Source organism: Amantichitinum ursilacus (assembly GCF_001294205.1).
GTDB lineage: Bacteria > Pseudomonadota > Gammaproteobacteria > Burkholderiales > Chitinibacteraceae > Amantichitinum > Amantichitinum ursilacus.
The window spans coordinates 65,256-80,308 of sequence record NZ_LAQT01000027.1 but is presented as its reverse complement, the minus strand read 5'-3'; the positions used below and the strand labels follow the sequence as shown (position 1 = coordinate 80,308).

General features: G+C 57.4%; 17 protein-coding genes. 16 read left to right on the top strand and 1 reads right to left on the bottom strand.

Annotated features, from left to right (window positions below; all coding sequences use genetic code 11):
* Nucleotides 1-786: 786 nt before the first annotated feature.
* The 13 genes from WG78_RS16545 (at nucleotide 787) to WG78_RS16495 (ending at nucleotide 9,807) form a co-directional block, all read left to right on the top strand.
* Nucleotides 787-1,209, top strand: coding sequence for a DUF4279 domain-containing protein (locus tag WG78_RS16545; protein WP_083459250.1), 423 nt, complete (start codon nucleotides 787-789; stop codon nucleotides 1,207-1,209).
* A gap of 10 nt (nucleotides 1,210-1,219) precedes the next feature.
* Nucleotides 1,220-1,483 (top strand): hypothetical protein, encoded by a 264-nt coding sequence (locus tag WG78_RS22540; RefSeq protein WP_152969261.1) that lies wholly within the window; start codon nucleotides 1,220-1,222, stop codon nucleotides 1,481-1,483.
* Nucleotides 1,484-1,487: 4 nt separating this feature from the next.
* Entirely contained in the window at nucleotides 1,488-1,721 is a 234-nt protein-coding gene (locus WG78_RS23425; RefSeq protein ID WP_373278990.1) for a polymorphic toxin type 37 domain-containing protein, read from the top strand.
* 55 nt (nucleotides 1,722-1,776) lie between these two features.
* Nucleotides 1,777-2,085 (top strand): hypothetical protein, encoded by a 309-nt coding sequence (locus WG78_RS22535; RefSeq protein WP_152969260.1) that lies wholly within the window; start codon nucleotides 1,777-1,779, stop codon nucleotides 2,083-2,085.
* Between the two features lie 713 nt (nucleotides 2,086-2,798).
* A complete protein-coding gene (locus WG78_RS16535; RefSeq protein ID WP_053938944.1) occupies nucleotides 2,799-3,149 on the top strand; it encodes a hypothetical protein in 351 nt (116 codons plus the stop codon).
* Between the two features lie 152 nt (nucleotides 3,150-3,301).
* The gene (locus tag WG78_RS16530; protein ID WP_152969259.1) at nucleotides 3,302-3,958 is read left to right on the top strand and encodes a hypothetical protein; all 657 of its coding nucleotides are present in this window, start codon (nucleotides 3,302-3,304) and stop codon (nucleotides 3,956-3,958) included.
* A 234-nt stretch (nucleotides 3,959-4,192) separates the two neighbouring features.
* Entirely contained in the window at nucleotides 4,193-4,474 is a 282-nt protein-coding gene (locus WG78_RS22530) for a hypothetical protein (protein ID WP_152969258.1), read from the top strand.
* Nucleotides 4,475-4,681: 207 nt separating this feature from the next.
* Nucleotides 4,682-5,050 carry a hypothetical protein gene (locus WG78_RS22525; RefSeq protein ID WP_161805139.1) on the top strand — a complete coding sequence of 123 codons (369 nt, stop codon included), beginning with the start codon at nucleotides 4,682-4,684 and terminating at the stop codon, nucleotides 5,048-5,050.
* Complete coding sequence (locus WG78_RS16520) at nucleotides 5,047-5,520, top strand: DUF6714 family protein (protein ID WP_053938941.1); 474 nt, start codon at nucleotides 5,047-5,049, stop codon at nucleotides 5,518-5,520. The genes WG78_RS22525 and WG78_RS16520 overlap by 4 nt, the downstream gene beginning before the upstream one ends.
* Before the next feature lie 372 nt (nucleotides 5,521-5,892).
* Entirely contained in the window at nucleotides 5,893-6,321 is a 429-nt protein-coding gene (locus WG78_RS16515) for a hypothetical protein (RefSeq protein ID WP_152969256.1), read from the top strand.
* Nucleotides 6,315-6,617 (top strand): hypothetical protein, encoded by a 303-nt coding sequence (locus tag WG78_RS16510; protein ID WP_152969255.1) that lies wholly within the window; start codon nucleotides 6,315-6,317, stop codon nucleotides 6,615-6,617. The genes WG78_RS16515 and WG78_RS16510 overlap by 7 nt, the downstream gene beginning before the upstream one ends.
* Nucleotides 6,618-7,081: 464 nt before the next feature.
* Nucleotides 7,082-9,169 carry a methyl-accepting chemotaxis protein gene (locus tag WG78_RS16500; protein WP_053938937.1) on the top strand — a complete coding sequence of 696 codons (2,088 nt, stop codon included), beginning with the start codon at nucleotides 7,082-7,084 and terminating at the stop codon, nucleotides 9,167-9,169.
* A 341-nt stretch (nucleotides 9,170-9,510) separates the two neighbouring features.
* A complete protein-coding gene (locus tag WG78_RS16495; protein WP_053938936.1) occupies nucleotides 9,511-9,807 on the top strand; it encodes an ElaB/YgaM/YqjD family protein in 297 nt (98 codons plus the stop codon).
* Between the two features lie 205 nt (nucleotides 9,808-10,012).
* Here WG78_RS16495 and WG78_RS16490 read toward each other — a convergent pair whose 3' ends face one another.
* Entirely contained in the window at nucleotides 10,013-10,456 is a 444-nt protein-coding gene (locus WG78_RS16490) for a hypothetical protein (RefSeq protein ID WP_053938935.1), read from the bottom strand.
* A 211-nt stretch (nucleotides 10,457-10,667) separates the two neighbouring features.
* Here WG78_RS16490 and WG78_RS16485 point away from each other — a divergent pair, with 211 nt between their 5' ends.
* Genes WG78_RS16485 through cheB form a run of 3 tightly spaced genes read left to right on the top strand, consistent with a single transcriptional unit; the run spans nucleotide 10,668 to nucleotide 15,042 of the window.
* Nucleotides 10,668-12,596 carry a methyl-accepting chemotaxis protein gene (locus WG78_RS16485; protein ID WP_053938934.1) on the top strand — a complete coding sequence of 643 codons (1,929 nt, stop codon included), beginning with the start codon at nucleotides 10,668-10,670 and terminating at the stop codon, nucleotides 12,594-12,596.
* Nucleotides 12,596-13,993: a chemotaxis protein CheW gene (locus tag WG78_RS16480; protein ID WP_053938933.1), complete on the top strand. Its 1,398-nt coding sequence runs from the start codon at nucleotides 12,596-12,598 to the stop codon at nucleotides 13,991-13,993. The genes WG78_RS16485 and WG78_RS16480 overlap by 1 nt, the downstream gene beginning before the upstream one ends.
* Nucleotides 13,990-15,042, top strand: coding sequence for a chemotaxis-specific protein-glutamate methyltransferase CheB (gene cheB / locus WG78_RS16475; protein WP_053938932.1), 1,053 nt, complete (start codon nucleotides 13,990-13,992; stop codon nucleotides 15,040-15,042). The genes WG78_RS16480 and cheB overlap by 4 nt, the downstream gene beginning before the upstream one ends.
* The last annotated feature ends 11 nt before the right edge of the window (nucleotides 15,043-15,053 follow it).

Sequence of the window (15,053 nt, the reverse complement as noted above, 5' to 3'; positions counted from 1 at the left end):
ATCGTCAGCAAGGTCGGCAGGCTATAGCAATACACGCTGCGCAGGCATGGTCGATTCGGCCCGTGCGTAATGCACTAATGCCGATTGCTACGACAATGGATAGCCTGACCACCACCCGCATCGCGGGCACAGGCTGTTTGACAGCCACCAACAAGGTGGTGCGGCGCTGGGAAACCAACCCGTTCGGACCGACCCGAATCCGTGCGAAGATCCGCAGGGTACGGGCAATACGTTTGTGTATAACCTGTGCATGCCGGGGCAGTACTGGGAGATTTCACGTAGCAATAACGGGTTCCGCGAATATGATCCGTACCTGGGGCGGTATATCCAGTCGGACCCAATCGCGCTGCGTGGGGGGTCAATACTGACTCATATGTGGGCGGCAATCCGCTGAGATACACGGACCCCACAGGTAGAAACGCGGTTCTCGGTGCTGAACTGGGTGGCGAAATCGGGACGATGGTTTTTCCGGGCGTCGGGACGGTTGTCGGAGCCGTGGTTTGTTGGCATTGGTGGTTATTTGCTAGCAGACAAGCTCGCGGGTTTAGTCGGCCCGATGCTTTCCAGTGGTTTACCGCCAGGATATTGGCCGGCACCCAAAGGAGTTGGCGAATGGGTCAGCCAAAACGGCGTCGGTGCCCGGGAAGGCAGAGGGCGTTTCCATCGCATCAAGCAAAGTTGCCCGGGCAGTAGGGCCACTGAAGTGTTCGGTGTTAATCCCGAGACAGGCGATGTTGTTGACCCGAATGAAGACATCGTTGGAAACCTTGGGGATGTGAAGTCGAAATGACAGAATCTGATATGAAAGTCATAGCCGCCCTGTACATCAAGGGCGACAGGCTAATGCCGCAGGATGTCAGTGCAGCATTGGGCATTCTGCCAACGACGTCACAGGTACGCGGAGAAGCGCGTGTCACTTCATCAGGCACCGCGTTTACTATTAAGACCGGGCTTTGGGCCGTAGTTGTGGAAAGGGATTCAGCGGACGTTTCGGCGGTTATTTATGAATTACTTGAAGCTCTTGGTCCACAACCCGGGCTGGCGACATTGCCGTATGTTGAAGAAGTGTACTTCGACGTCTTCGTAGCCGGCGTGTCAGACGAAGATGGAGATGGGACCTGTTCGCTAGAACTGCCAGTGTGGCAGGTGAATGCCTTATCGACGTATGGTTTGCCGGTTCGAGTCACGGTCGCAATGGGCAAACCATAGATACGACGGCATGCCGCAGCCTTATGATGCCAACGACAACATATGTGTTCAATCGGACGCCATCGAGTTGGCTGTCGGCATCAACATTTACGCTTATGTGGGCGGGAATCCGATTTCAGAGATAGACCTTGGTGGATCGAGTTGCCAGTGGGTCGCTTTTCCCTTGGGGATTGCTTATCGATGCACCGGCGATCCAATAGATTCGTTAATCCACCCTAAATCGATTCCGCAGCAATGGCAGGACTTTTTGCAAGAGGGCCGCGGAAGGATTTGATAAGATGAAAAATCTCATATTCTCCCAGCCCCCAGCTGACGCTCATGATCCCGATGGAGCGAAAGCCCCAGGAAAACCGGGTGAGCCAGAAGGTTTTGTAGATCCGAAGGGCGGGGAGGACTGGGTTAAGAATCCCAATGGCCGAGGAAGCGGCTGGAAGGATTCGAAAGGAAATGTTTGGGTTCCAACGGGACCTGAAACACCAGGGCGTGCTGATGCCATGGGGGCCCGTATTTGAATGCGCAACGGCCTAATGGCGGCTATGTAAATGTTTTTCCGGGAGGCAAGCAAAGGTGACCGAATCTAAACATATTGTTGAGTTGGCCGCCCGTGAAATAATTTTTTACTCCACTCATGATGAACAATCTTTCTTTGAATGGATTAAAAAGATCCCTTGCGTTGAAGAGTATTCAGGTCGCGGGGATACATTATTCTTGTATGTAAAACGGGATATGCTTGATGAAGATATGCTGCGCGATCTTATCGCATTGTTTCATCGCTACGGTGTAGACATGCGTCAATTAAGAAAATTTGACGACGAATCATTTAGCGAATGGTTTAACAATCCGGAAAAATATTGGTATCGGTACGTATTTGGTTAATTTAAATCTGAGCTGAGCCAAGGGAATGCGAGTCACTTTGCAGACTTGTGAACGCGGCAATCCTGAGGGCTCGCCGGCAGGTCAGGAGAGTGCGTTAATTTGCACTGAACATCGACCCTCTGAGGACGCGGACGTTTTCCACACCTTGCCGCCAGCAGCGGGAATTCGCTGATGCCGTCTGCCACTTCTCCTTCGGTGCACCGGCATGGAACTGTCTATCCAGCAAGTTCTCTGGCACCCCTGCCCAATCTCTCCCTGGTAAGAACTGCAACCGCAGCGCCTTGCCCGGTGAACGACACGCCGGTACGGAATTATCTCCGTCGGGGTCGCCATTTTGGATCAATCCTCTTCGCCAGGAATCAGCACGCAGAGATCATCATTGGGGGTCAATATCGTTGTTTGACGCTTGCCCGTGACACTTACCTTCGCCAGTAGCGATGACCAACTCGCGTCGCAGCGGTTCAGGCACATCTGCCCAGTGCGATGGCGAAAACCCGCTTGCAAATAGTTTTCTTGACGCTGGGTTAGCGAATGCATTGGCGCGATGAAATACAGATCCATCACAAGCTGGGCATGTACAATAAAATTCGAAATGAATTGATCGCCTATGACTCAATTTGTCGTGCCCTGGATGGAACTAATGGCGTAACAAGTACGAGAATCGATTCGTAGCATAACGACGTTTTTAATGGCACAGGTCCAGGACCTCCGAAATGGTATTTAGAGCATTTATTCTCATCGCGTGCACCTCCTTATTTGCCTTTCTGTTCTTCATATTTTTTATTGGATGGCAGCAAAGTGGCTTGGGAGTAGTGGGTTTTGCCCGGTATGTAGTAATCGCGGCAGGATTTCTGCCATGGATTGTTTGGACCAGTTTAGCGCTCCTGGTAAATACGGTCAGTATGGGGTGGCCTCTCGCATTAGCTATTGTGATCTTGATATGGCACTTTATCTTCTGCGTATTCACCGCACATGCAGGAGGTGCCGTTTATATGATTTCAGCAGCCATTGAGCTAGTCATTGCCGCCGTTTTTTTCAAACTGAGAAAATCGATTCATAGTTGATTTGCGCTCACGTTGACCCCTGAGCCCGATACAAAAGGCTCCGCGAAGCTCATCCCTTGAAATGGAGAGACCCTGGGGGTTTACGCTGGGAGGATGCATGTAATTTAGACGCGACAGTTGCCGTCTACGTGGCTGAATCCGTCTGGAGCTGGATGACCGCTGCTGCAGTCGTGGGGGCATCAACCATTTCTACCGCCGACACACGCAAGACAAATCAGCAGTTAGTCGTACGCGGTGGAGCCTCCCAAGCATGCAACTTTGCGGCCGGATCAGGTGTTGGCGCAAATGCTATCGGTCAGCTACACGGCGTCTCCACCCAGAGCGCCCCTGGCGCTTCATTGTACGAATTATCTTGCCCGTTCAAGAATGGGTCGTGTTTGATGGCACGCGTCGAAATCCAAACCATGCGACTGTTAACGGACGTACTGCGGACAGCGACAAGCTTTATTTGCTGCGACAGTGCCAAATCCGGTACCAAAATCACTGCGTGGGGAATGCTGAGTGGATATAAGTTTACGATGGACAAGTTTCGAGTTGACTTTAATGAGATGGTTGAGCCGGATCTGGTACTTTTTTCCAGGACGGATACCAAAATAAATGACCACGGAATGCCGGTCACAGTAGGGGCAGGAATGGAAGTATATCTATTCATGCCGGATTCCAATGATTTGGGGGAGCCTGAAGACCTCGTTGCCACTGGCCGAATTGAATTAAATTCGATTCCAGGCTGGGGAAGCGATGTCAAATGGTGCTGTCGTATTGATTCAAAAGGCATAAGCCATCTATCGGATAGAGACGAGATCAAGTAGTTTTGTGTCCGGTGCAAAGCTTCCATTTGGGCGATGCGTAATTCAGTTAGTATTGCGATAAAGCTCCAAGTCCGCGTTAGTTTCCAACTAACACAAGGGCGATAAATGTCTGCAGCTTTCCAGGCATGGTGAAGAGAAAGCGCCAGAAACTCGAATACTGGATTGAGCGATCGCTTCCGACCTGAGTTTGAATGCAAGAGATATCCCGAAGAATTTTATTCCGTGAGATGAAAAATGGCCGAAAATAAGACCTCTATTGGCAATAGTGCATACATTGAATGGATGGATAGCGAGACACTTCGATACAGCGACGGAGAATTTTCTGCCTTAGTGTGGGTGGACTACGAGACTGGCTTTTTTAGCGCTGAACGTATTATTAGATCTTCTTCAATTGAAGAGTGGGAAAAAATGCCAGAAGGATGCTCTGGGGAAATAGAGCCACTTTATAAGGAAGCAATAATTAAAGGAGTGCAGCGCTATTTCGAGCTGCAATCCAGGACATGCCGCGTGGAGTAGAGGTACTTATTCATGAAGCTACCCTTGGCACTCGCTGTTAAGAATTTCTTGGGTATCTTCGCGCTAACGCCGTTCGAACAAGCTCTACTGAGAGGCTGGGAAGCGCGTTGGATCCACATGATCGAGAGATCCTTGCCTATCAGATCACTCGCTTCACCTTCGTGTACGACAACGTCGGCCGTATGGTCAAAACCACCGAAGGCTACGATGCTGCCAGCATTCGGTGTCAGCGTAGTCTTCATGTCACCGCAAGGTCAGAAGGTAGCGAAGCAAGCGGCGCACGTCGTCGCCCAAATGTGCCAGCCGACGCCGCTCAAAGATCCTTGTGATGATCTGAAACAACGCGTCCGATTAGCAAAAGATCGAATAAGACAAAATGACAAGAAAGGGGAAGCTGTCTGCCGCGATGGCATGTCACGGTATCAGCTCCAACAACGTGTTAATGATTGGATAAATTTAGCAAGTGCTCGGGCCCAGCGCGACCAAACCTGCCATGGCGGCGACGACGAAAACCGCCAGATAGAACAAGCAACGGCGTGGCACCAGCTGTCAAACTGCCAAGGATTTTTGCGATGAACCTGATCCAGCAACTTCGCATCGCTTTCAGTGCCAGGTTGCGCCCGGAAGCGCTCCAGGACTCCATTGAGCTCGAAGAATGGGAGCAAAAAAATCTCGCCCATATCGGTCGTTTCCCCTGGACCGAACTTACCGCCGAGGACTGGGAAAAATATTCGGACGTTATTAGCTGGCTTTCACCCGCAGCCTTCTGCTATTACTTGCCAAGCCTTATCAAGGTCTCCGTAGAAGAAAACCTTCCGAACCTGATCGCGGTAGCTTCAATAGTCATGATGTTGGATAGAAGTCCAAGAACCGACTGGTGGGATGATTTTTTTCGAAAAAGATGGACCTTGTTGTCGATGCGAGAGTGTGAAGTTGTGCAGGGGTGGCTGTTCTGGATAGCCAGTTGTCCTGAGTCTGCATATCCGGACGATTCGCTCGAACGATCTCTAGCCACAGTGGATTTATTGATCTCTTTAATAAATTGAATGAACGCCACTCATTTCGCCAGGGAAAAAGCGTCCTTGCTTTAAAGGCAGGGAACAGATCCGCCATGTGCTAGAGCAGTGCCAAATTGGGTGTAGCGGATTTTCGGCCAATCAAATTAACTCGACGAATAATCGGGTCCGCCTACCTGCCGACACTCATAGAGAAATCAGCAGGTTCTATTTAACGAACGTCCCCGGCGCGCTGGGAAATCAACCCCTTCGGACCGACTCCGAATCCGCATGAAGACCCGTAGGGCGAGGGCAATACGTTTTACTGCGGAAACTTATGGCGACGATCTCCGCGAGTACTCGCTTTGCCAGAAGCATTCCTTCATCCCGTGCAACAGGGAGAAGAAACCGGAAATGGTAAGCGTGGATAAACAAACAATCCTGATCATTACCATTATTTTAATGGCTGTCGGTTTTCTGTTAAGAGCATTGCTTCTGCATTCGTTGAAGAGGACGTTTCCAAATTCCTACTCGCGGCTCGGTAAACCTTCGGTCATGGAATCGAAGGGAAGTCCAGGCGCACACGCCTTTAACAAGTTTTTGTGGGAATTTGGATTTCTCAAACTCATGGAGTTTGACGTCATTGCGCACAGCTTTCTACGCATAGATATTACTATTTTTTGTTCTCTTCCTTATGGGGAGGGTGTTGCTGGTATGGAGGCTCATGTGTTAAGGATATCCGGCGCCCACTGGCCAGGTGGGTTGCTCGGCGAGGCGTCGTCGCTCAGCACCGCCATGGTGGGCGGCAGTCCCTCAGTTAACGCGACCACAGGCAATACATGGAAATGGTGAACGAACTGCTGCAACGACCGCTGTTTTTGATCTACATCGTGCTGATCGTTTTTGCATGGTGGGTACAAGCCCGGCTTATTTCTGCATTGCGGCGCAAACATCATGATCTGTTTGTGGCACTGGGCTCCCCCGGAATAGAGAATGCCTCTTGGTCGGCAAGCCAAAAAGCATTAAGTGCATTCATCTGGAGATTAAGGTTCTTCCAAGTCAAGGACGGCGAAGTCCGTTTTTACTGCGTAACTCTTATTTTAATTACCATTTATGCCTTGGCTTTCTTGATGTGGACGTGGTTTTAAAAAATAATAGGTGCTCCGGCTGATTTGGCTGATTCGATGGAGACACAATGCCTTGGCAAGGATTTTTGCTTTTTTTCCCGCGGTGCCGGATATGTGCCACCAAAAAGGGGGAGTAAAAATAAAAAAATTCAGGTCATGCTTTATATTTGTGAAGACGCCGATGGTTTTATTTAAAAGGCATAATGCACAAAATCATGTTGAATTTCGCACCGGACCTTACTTTGAATATGCTTGGTCCATTTCATGACACAGTTCACGTGCTTGAGTGAGTAAATACTTCTCATCGCTGGGCGATCCGGCTTTCGCTCCTGGAGGCTCACCGGCTGCCCCGTTTTGCAAGTCGCCATCCCGCATCCCCCGCACATTCCCCGCGCGCACCCCGTCGTCACCCGCTATACCAATAAATAAAAAACCCCACCGCACCCGCATCACCCACACAAAACCACCCGCAGGGAGCACGGACTATGGCCGAGGTTGAGCACACGCATTGGGGCAAGTTGCGCACGCGCATTGTGTTGGTGTCGGCGGCGGCGATATTTGTCGGGTTTGGCTTGATGATCGGGTTGATCGTCAAGTTCAGTTACGACAGCGCGCGCAGTGCGGGTTTTGATCTGGCGCGGCAGCAGGCGGCGGGGTATGCCAATGATGCGCAAAGCCAGCTCAACCGCGCCTTTAACATCCCCACCACGTTGGCGCATGCGGTGTTGGGTATCAAAGCGGTGGGCAAGCCTGATCGCAATGCGGTCAACCATATGATTCTGCGCGTGCTGCAAGACGAGCATGCGGTGGTGGGCTTGTGGATGTTGTGGGAGCCCAATGCGTTTGATGGCGACGACAACGCGTTTCGCTTGCAGTGGCCGCAGCAAGATCCCACCGGGCGCTTTACCCCGATTGCCAATCACAAGCCGGACGGGTCGGTGGTGCTGGATACCATGAGCGATGAGGTCACCACCAAAACGTTCGAGCAATATCGCGAGCACCCGGAAACCTATCAGCCCGCGTATGAGAAGCCCGGTTGGGGCGACTTCTATTACATCCCCAAGCAGCGCCAGCGCGACACGGTGACCGAGCCCGCGCCGTTTGAGGTGGCCGGGGCGCAGAAAGTGCTGGAATCGTCGCTGGTGTATGTAATGAAAGACGACGCGGGCAAGTTTCTGGGCGTGGCGGCGGCTGATTTAAAGCTGGACGATTTGCAGACCCGCTTGTCCGCCATCCACCCGTACGACACCGGCCACATCACGCTGGTCTCGGAGGGCGGTTTGTATGTGGTCAGCAGCGATGCGGCCAAACTGGGCAAGCCGGTTGATCCGGCCACGCCATTGGGGCAGTCCGCCAGCAAGATCAAGGCGGGGCAGGATTTTGATTACGACGATGGCGAGTTCACGCATTTCTATCACGCAATCAGCATCGGCAATACCGGCCAGCATTGGTCGCTGGGCGTGACGGTGCCTAATGCGGCGATCAACGCCCCGGCGGTCAAGGTGCGCAATGTGGCCATCGGGATTGGTGCGGTGGCCTTGGTGCTGATCTTGCTGGTGATTTCGGCGGTGGTGTCGGTGTTGACGCGGCCATTGGACCGCTTGGCGCGCACGATGGAAGAGCTGGCCAGCGGCACGGGCGATCTGACCGCGCGCATCGCGATCAGCAATCGCGATGAGATTGGCCGCACCGCTGCGGCGTTCAACCGCTTTATCAGCAGTCTGCGCACCATGTTTATTGATGTACGCCAGCAAAGCACGGCGGTGGCGCAATCGGCGGGCGAGCTGGCGCGGTCGGCCGATACCGTGCGGCGTTCGTCGCAAACCCAGTCCGAAGCCGCCAGCGCCACGGCGGCCGGGGTGGAGCAGGTTACCGTCAGCATTCAGCACATCGCCGATACCGCCTTGCAGGCGCAAGACATGGCGCAGACCACGGGCGGGCTGACCACGGCCAGCGCCGATGCGGTGCAACGCGTTACCAGCGGCATTACCGAAGTAACCCAAACGATGAACGCGCTGGTGGAGCGCATGAACCGCCTGGGCGAGCGGTCGCAAGAGGTGTCGACCATCGTGCAGGTGATTACCGATATCGCCATGCAGACCAATCTGCTGGCCTTGAATGCGGCCATCGAAGCCGCACGCGCGGGTGAGATGGGCCGCGGCTTTGCCGTGGTGGCCGATGAGGTGCGCAAGCTGGCGGCGCGTACCGGCGAGGCCACGCTGGAAATCACCCGCATCGTTACCGCGATCCGCAGCGATACCAGCGATGCGGTCAGCGAAGTGCAGGGCACGCGCGGGCAGGTGCTGCAGAGCATGGCGGTTACCGATGAGGCCAATACCAATATGCGCCAGGTGAGCAACCACACCGGCGAACTGGTGGGGCGGATGGTGGATATTGCGTCGGCCACGCGCCAGCAATCAGCGGCCAGTACCGAGATCGCGCAGAACGTGGAACGCATCAGCAATATGGCGCTCGACAATGGCGATGTGGTCGAAGAAATGGGCCGCGCAGTACAGCAATTGCAGGCGCTGTCGGCCAATCTGGAGCGCTTGGTGGGGAATTTTCGTTTGTAATTAAATGCTTGCGGGCGTAACGGAAAAACGGTTGCTTGGGCCGCCTACAAAACGCCTGCACCACGTCAGCCAGCGCCTACAGGTTTTTCGGTGCTTTCCGACCAAGCCCTCCGTCAAACCCCCGCAGGGATTAAATGCGGCCCTGGCTAGACTGGTTTCAACGCAGCAGGCCAACCGTCCCGGCCAGCTGTGCAAAGGTTGCAGTCGCTTGACCGACTTGCAGCCGGCGGTCTGTCCGCTCGAGCCCACGGGCAGACCGTTTTCTTTTTATTCCGCGACGCGCGGTGGGCTATTCCACCGCGATCAGCACTCGTCAATAACAGAAAAAACAGGAGAAACCCATGGCACGGACTCAGGATCTGGTAGACGACTTGCGCACCATCCTTGCCGATACCGAAAAGCTGCTGAGCGACACCGCAGACGTCGGTAACGATGTGGGCCGTAACGCCAGTGCGCGCATTGCCGCCAATCTGGATACGGTACGCAGCAAGCTGGCCGAAACGCACGAGCTGGTGGCCGGCAAAGCCGACTATGCCTACAAGGCCACGGACGGTTATGTACGCGCCAACCCGTGGGAATCGCTCGGGATTGCCGCAGGGATTGGTTTTCTGGCGGGCCTGCTGGTCTGCCGCCGTTAACACGGCATGGACGCGCCGGTACAGGCGCGCCATAGCACTCAAGATTACAGATACGCGAAGACAACAAAACACAGCAAGCCACAAAGCGGCGGCGCCTGACTAGCGCCGCCGCTTGTGTATGTAGCGGTCGGATTGCATTGCAAATGGCATACAAAAGCGGCCTGGCGTGGCCAGACCGCTATCAATCAGATGTTTCACGTTCAGTTCAGGTATTCGGCGCTGCGGCCAACAAAGCGGCGCCATGCGAAGACGCCGCAATATCGGCATTGACGCTTTCGGTGCTGGCGGTATCGGCAGCGGTGTCTTCGGCGTTAGGTGGTGCAGGGGTGGCATCGGTTTCGGCGTCGCTATCGGGCGCTTCGCAGCGATGGTCAACGATGCGTAGATCGCCATTGGTATCCAGGCAGCGATACACGCGATAAGACGGCGCCGGATGCAAGGCGGCTTGTCGGGCGCCGGTATCGTTTTCGGCCAGCGGCTGCGCCACATCGGTGGCCAGGCCCGGCGGACGCAAAGTGACATCGTTGAACGCCGCAGCGGCCATGTGCTGCGGATGCGCGTAGTTCAGGCCGGTCGGGAAGGCAGCAAACGCCACCACCGCGCCGGCCAGAAACGGCGTTGCAAGTAACAAAGCGGTACGGGTACGCATGGCGAAAACCTCTGCTTGGGACTGTCAGCAGTGTGCGTAAACGGGCAGGCCGGCACCATCGGGCCGCGCGCGCGAAGTGCTGCAAGAAAGCACCGACGCGTCGCCAGACGCAGGCATTCACGCAGTAAGTGCGCGGCGCGGGTAAGATGGCTGCCGCTGTAATTCTTAATGACAACAAAGCCGTCGCGATACGGCATCCGGGACGAAGAAAATGGCTTTATTGCGCTCCAACCTGCCTGGCAATCCCTTGCCGACCGAGACCGCCAACCCGGCTGATACGGATCGCCGCCGCGCGACCGCCGAAGCGGACCGCTTGCGTGAACGTGCCCGCAAGATGGCGCGCCAGCAGCAGATTGCCGAGCGCCTGTCCGCCACCACCACGCAAATGGCGGGTGGCCTGACCGAAGCCAATGCGGCCGTGGGCGAATTGCGCCGCGCTGCCGACCAGATGGCCGTGGGCGCGGAACAAAGCTCGCGCGCGGCCGAACTCTCGGTGGCCGTCATCCAGAAAACCGCCGCCGCGCTCACCGTGCAACAACGCAGCGCCGAAAGCGCGCGCACGGGCACCGAATCGCTGCGACATCTGATCGACCGGGTGACCGCCGATATCGCGCTGGCCGTCACCGGCGTGAGCCGCGTCGCCGACAAGCAACGCAATGCCGCGCAACGCGTGGCGCTGCTGGAACAACTGGCCACTGATATTGGTGGTGTGGTCGAGTCGGTGTCGTATATCGCCGACCAGACCAATCTGCTGGCCCTGAATGCGGCGATTGAAGCCGCCAAAGCGGGCCAGAACGGCAAAGGCTTTGCCGTGGTGGCGCTGGAAGTGCGCACGCTGGCCGATGCGGCCGAAGCCGCTGCGGCTGATATCGCCCGCACGGTGACGGAGATTCAACAAGGCGTGCGCGAAGTGGCCGATGGCATCAATCTATCGGCCAGCCAGATCGCCACACGCGTGGCGTCGGGCGTGCAAGTTAATCGGCAACTGGGCCAGATGGTGCGCGATATCGCCGAGATGAGCGAAGCGTCGCGCCGGATCAGCGTGCTGGCTGACGAATCCAGCCGCGCCGCGGGCCTGGCACAACGCGCGGCCGAACAGATTTCCACCGCATCCAGCGAGCAGGCCGCCGCCACCGAAGAAAGCGCGCGCACCGTGGCCGAACAAGCGGTGGGGCTCAATCAGGCCGAACGCGCCGCCGAAGATCTGGCGCATCTGGTCGAAGTACTGGCGTCGCAAGCCGATTCGCGCGCGCGCGCCAGCGAACTGGCCACCGCATCGAGCGAGCTGTCGGCGTCGGTGCAAGAGCTAAGCCATTCCGCCACGCAAATCATGGCGGCGCTGGAGCAGATCAACCGCGGCGCAGCCGACCAATCCGCCGCGGCCGAAGAAATGGTCAGCGCAGCCGATCAGATTGACCAGGGCGCACGTTTTGCCACCGACGCCATGAGCAATATGTTGACCCGCTTTAGCGCGCTGGCCGAGCTGCAACAACAAAGCGGCACCGACGTCGGCCATTTGCTGGAAGGTCTGGCGGCGGTGCATGCCGAAAACGCGCAAAGCAGTGCGCAGATTCTGCAACTGACCGCACGCAGCCGCCAGATCGAACGGCTGGCTGATTCGGTGTCGATGCTGGTGCTGCAGACCAATATGCTGGCCGTCACCGGTTCGGTGGAAGCTGCGCGTGCTGGCGAAGCCGGGCGTGGTTTTGTCAGCGTCTCCGCCGATATCCGCAGTCTGGCCGCCGATGCCATGGCGCATACCGGCGAAATCAAAGACCGCATTCGTTCGATGCAGGAAAGCCTGAACGATGTGCGCCGCGATGGCGACGAAATCGCGCAGATCACGCAGCAGGAAACCGAACGGACTGGCCAGGTGCAAGCGGGCCTGGGCGACGTCACGACCTCGATTGCCGAATTGCGCAATCTGGCGCAAGTGGTGGCCGACGCGGCCGCCGATATCAGTACCGGTTTGCAGGAACATCGGCGCGGCATAGGCCAGATTGCCTCCGCCGCCGCCGAAGCGCGCCAGGCCACCGCCGTGGCCGCCACGGCCGCGCGCCAGCAAATGCAAGGTGCGCAAGAACTGGCGCAAGCCGTTGAAGACGTGGCCGCGCTGGCCGAAGAATTGCAGAACCTGTGATGAATATCGCGCAATCCTCCGCCGTTGCACTGGCGCCTGCCCCGGATGAGGCAGCGCCCGCGCTGGGCGGCGACTATCTGCTGTGTTGCGCCGCGCGCCAACGCGTGGGCCTGCCGCTGACCGCGATTGCCGCGGTGATCCGGCCGGGCACGCTAACGCCGCTGCCGTTGTCGCCCAATGCCGTGCTGGGGCTGATCAACTGGCAGGGCAGCGCCTTGCCGGTGTTTGCGCTCAGCCAGTTACTGGCGCCGGGCAATCGCATTGATCAAAGCCTGCGCGGCGCGCGCATTGTGGTGCTACAACAGCCGTCGCGCTGTGGTTTGTGGGTGGATGCCGTGGATGGCGCGGGCGCGGAAGGGTGGTCGCTGGGCGCATTGGCCGATCTGCTGCGCAGCAGCGTGGTGTTGCCGTCGCAGGGGCCGGTCGGTGCGGGGGCGCATCTGACTGCGGCTGGCGTGGGCGCTCGCGCTGCGGACAGCGCGGCCGACCCGGATCAGGACTTGCTGGTGTTCAGCGTCAATGCCGAATACTACGCCTTGCCGCTGCAACACGTTGAACAGGTGGCGCGGCAACTGACGCCCGCCATGGCCGCCTTGCCGCAATTGCAGTTGCGTGCGCATTGGGAACACCCGGCGCAGGCGCAATCCGAATGGCTGGCGGTGCGCCACGGCAACGAACGCGTGGCGCTGGCGGTCGACCGCTTGCGCACCATTTTGCGCGTGCCCGCCAGCGCATTGCGCGCGTTGCCACCGTTGTTGGCGCAGCGCGGCGATCTGCAGGATGTGAGCGCGGTGTATCACGACCCGGCCGCGCCGGACGAACAAGTGACCGTACTGGATCTGGACCGTTTGCTGAGCAACGCCCGTGTACAAGCGAGCGCGGCAAGCGCCGAAGTGGAAGAGGAAAAACCGATGGCAGTGCGCAACGCGCTTGAAGATGTGCTGGTGTTGCGGATGGGCGAACATCGTTTTGCCTTGCCCATCAGCGCGGCCGATGCGGTGGTGCGCCTGCCTGCGACCTTGCAACCGGTGCCGGGCGCGCCCGCTTACGTTCGCGGCCTGTTGCAATGGCGCGGGCAATCGGTGCCGGTGCTGGATTATCGCGCGCTGCTGAACCAGTCCACCGATGCCGCCATCCCGGCCAGCGCACGCGTACTGATCCTGCCGATTGGCGGGGTGTTAAGCGGCCTGTTGGTGGATGAAATGCGTGAGATGTTTACGCTGCACGCCGACGAACTGATCGATGCACCCGCCTTGCAAGACCTGCAGGCGCAACTGATCAAACAGCTGATTCATCGCGGCGAGCACACGCCGATGTTGCCCTTGCTGCAGGCCGATGCGCTGGTGCATCTGGACGCGGCGGGCGCATTGCGCGCGCTGATGGCGGAGGCGCCATGATCCGTTTGTTGATCGTCGAAGATTCCGCCCTGATGCGGCAGGTGCTGACCCAGTTGTTTACCGACACGGGCGAGTACGAATTGCGGGTCTGTCGCAACGGCAAAGAGGCATTGGCGGCGCTGCCGGAATTTGCGCCGCATGTGATTACGCTGGATGTGGGCCTGCCCGATACCGATGGCTTGACGGTGTTAAGCCACATCATGATCGAGCGCCCGACGCCGGTGGTGATGCTGTCGTCGCTGACGGCCAAGGGCACGTTTGCTTCGCTGCAGGCGTTGGCGCTGGGCGCGATTGAATGCGTGGAAAAGCCGCGCAGCATGGCCGACACCGACGACTGGAAAGCTGATGTGCTGGCCAAGGTGCGGCTGGCGGCGCAAGCGCACGTCAGCGCGCCGCGCCCCAGCTCGCGCGCGCCAGCACGGCCGATCGAGCCGCTGCCGCGCGTGGTCAGCCGCGAACCGCATCGCGTGGTGCTGATTGGGGTATCCACCGGCGGCCCGCGCGTGCTCGAAGACATATTGCCGGCGCTGCCGGCCCATTTTCCGTGGCCGATTGTGGTGGCGCAGCATATGCCCGCCACGTTTACGGCCTTGTTTGCGCAGCGCATGGCGGGCTTGTGCAATTTGCCCGTGGTGGAAGTCACCAGCCTGCGCGCGCTGGAAAACGGCGTGATTTATATCGCGCATGGTGGCGGTGATTTGCAGCTGGTGTCGCGTCCAGGCGGCCCCATGCTGTTGCCGATGCCGCAAGACACCACACGACCATGGCATCCATCCGTGGACGCGTTGGTGGAAAGCGCCCTCAAGGTCTTCAGCGCGCCGCAATTGGTGGGCGTGTTGTTAACCGGCATGGGCGACGATGGCGCGCGCGCCATGAAAGAAATACACCGTGGCGGTGGGTTGACCATTGCCGAATCAGAACAAAGCGCGGTGGTTTACGGTATGCCGCGCGCATTGATCGAGCTGGGCGGCGCCACCCGCATCATGCCGGGATGGGCGATCGCAACAGCCCTCGCAGAAGTGGCTCAGACCCCCTTGGTAACAACATGAAAAGGAGACAT

Excerpts from the sequence above, each read along its gene's own strand:
- WG78_RS16545 (WP_083459250.1), top strand. The coding sequence starts at position 787 with ATGACAGAATCTGATATGAAAGTCATAGCCGCCCTGTACATCAAGGGC.
- WG78_RS22540 (WP_152969261.1), top strand. The coding sequence starts at position 1,220 with ATGCCGCAGCCTTATGATGCCAACGACAACATATGTGTTCAATCGGAC.
- WG78_RS23425 (WP_373278990.1), top strand. The coding sequence starts at position 1,488 with ATGAAAAATCTCATATTCTCCCAGCCCCCAGCTGACGCTCATGATCCC.
- WG78_RS16535 (WP_053938944.1), top strand. The coding sequence starts at position 2,799 with ATGGTATTTAGAGCATTTATTCTCATCGCGTGCACCTCCTTATTTGCC.
- WG78_RS16530 (WP_152969259.1), top strand. The coding sequence starts at position 3,302 with ATGACCGCTGCTGCAGTCGTGGGGGCATCAACCATTTCTACCGCCGAC.
- WG78_RS22530 (WP_152969258.1), top strand. The coding sequence starts at position 4,193 with ATGGCCGAAAATAAGACCTCTATTGGCAATAGTGCATACATTGAATGG.
- WG78_RS22525 (WP_161805139.1), top strand. The coding sequence starts at position 4,682 with ATGCTGCCAGCATTCGGTGTCAGCGTAGTCTTCATGTCACCGCAAGGT.
- WG78_RS16520 (WP_053938941.1), top strand. The coding sequence starts at position 5,047 with ATGAACCTGATCCAGCAACTTCGCATCGCTTTCAGTGCCAGGTTGCGC.
- WG78_RS16510 (WP_152969255.1), top strand. The coding sequence starts at position 6,315 with ATGGTGAACGAACTGCTGCAACGACCGCTGTTTTTGATCTACATCGTG.
- WG78_RS16500 (WP_053938937.1), top strand. The coding sequence starts at position 7,082 with ATGGCCGAGGTTGAGCACACGCATTGGGGCAAGTTGCGCACGCGCATT.
- WG78_RS16495 (WP_053938936.1), top strand. The coding sequence starts at position 9,511 with ATGGCACGGACTCAGGATCTGGTAGACGACTTGCGCACCATCCTTGCC.
- WG78_RS16490 (WP_053938935.1), bottom strand. The coding sequence starts at position 10,456 with ATGCGTACCCGTACCGCTTTGTTACTTGCAACGCCGTTTCTGGCCGGC.
- WG78_RS16485 (WP_053938934.1), top strand. The coding sequence starts at position 10,668 with ATGGCTTTATTGCGCTCCAACCTGCCTGGCAATCCCTTGCCGACCGAG.
- WG78_RS16480 (WP_053938933.1), top strand. The coding sequence starts at position 12,596 with ATGAATATCGCGCAATCCTCCGCCGTTGCACTGGCGCCTGCCCCGGAT.
- cheB (WP_053938932.1), top strand. The coding sequence starts at position 13,990 with ATGATCCGTTTGTTGATCGTCGAAGATTCCGCCCTGATGCGGCAGGTG.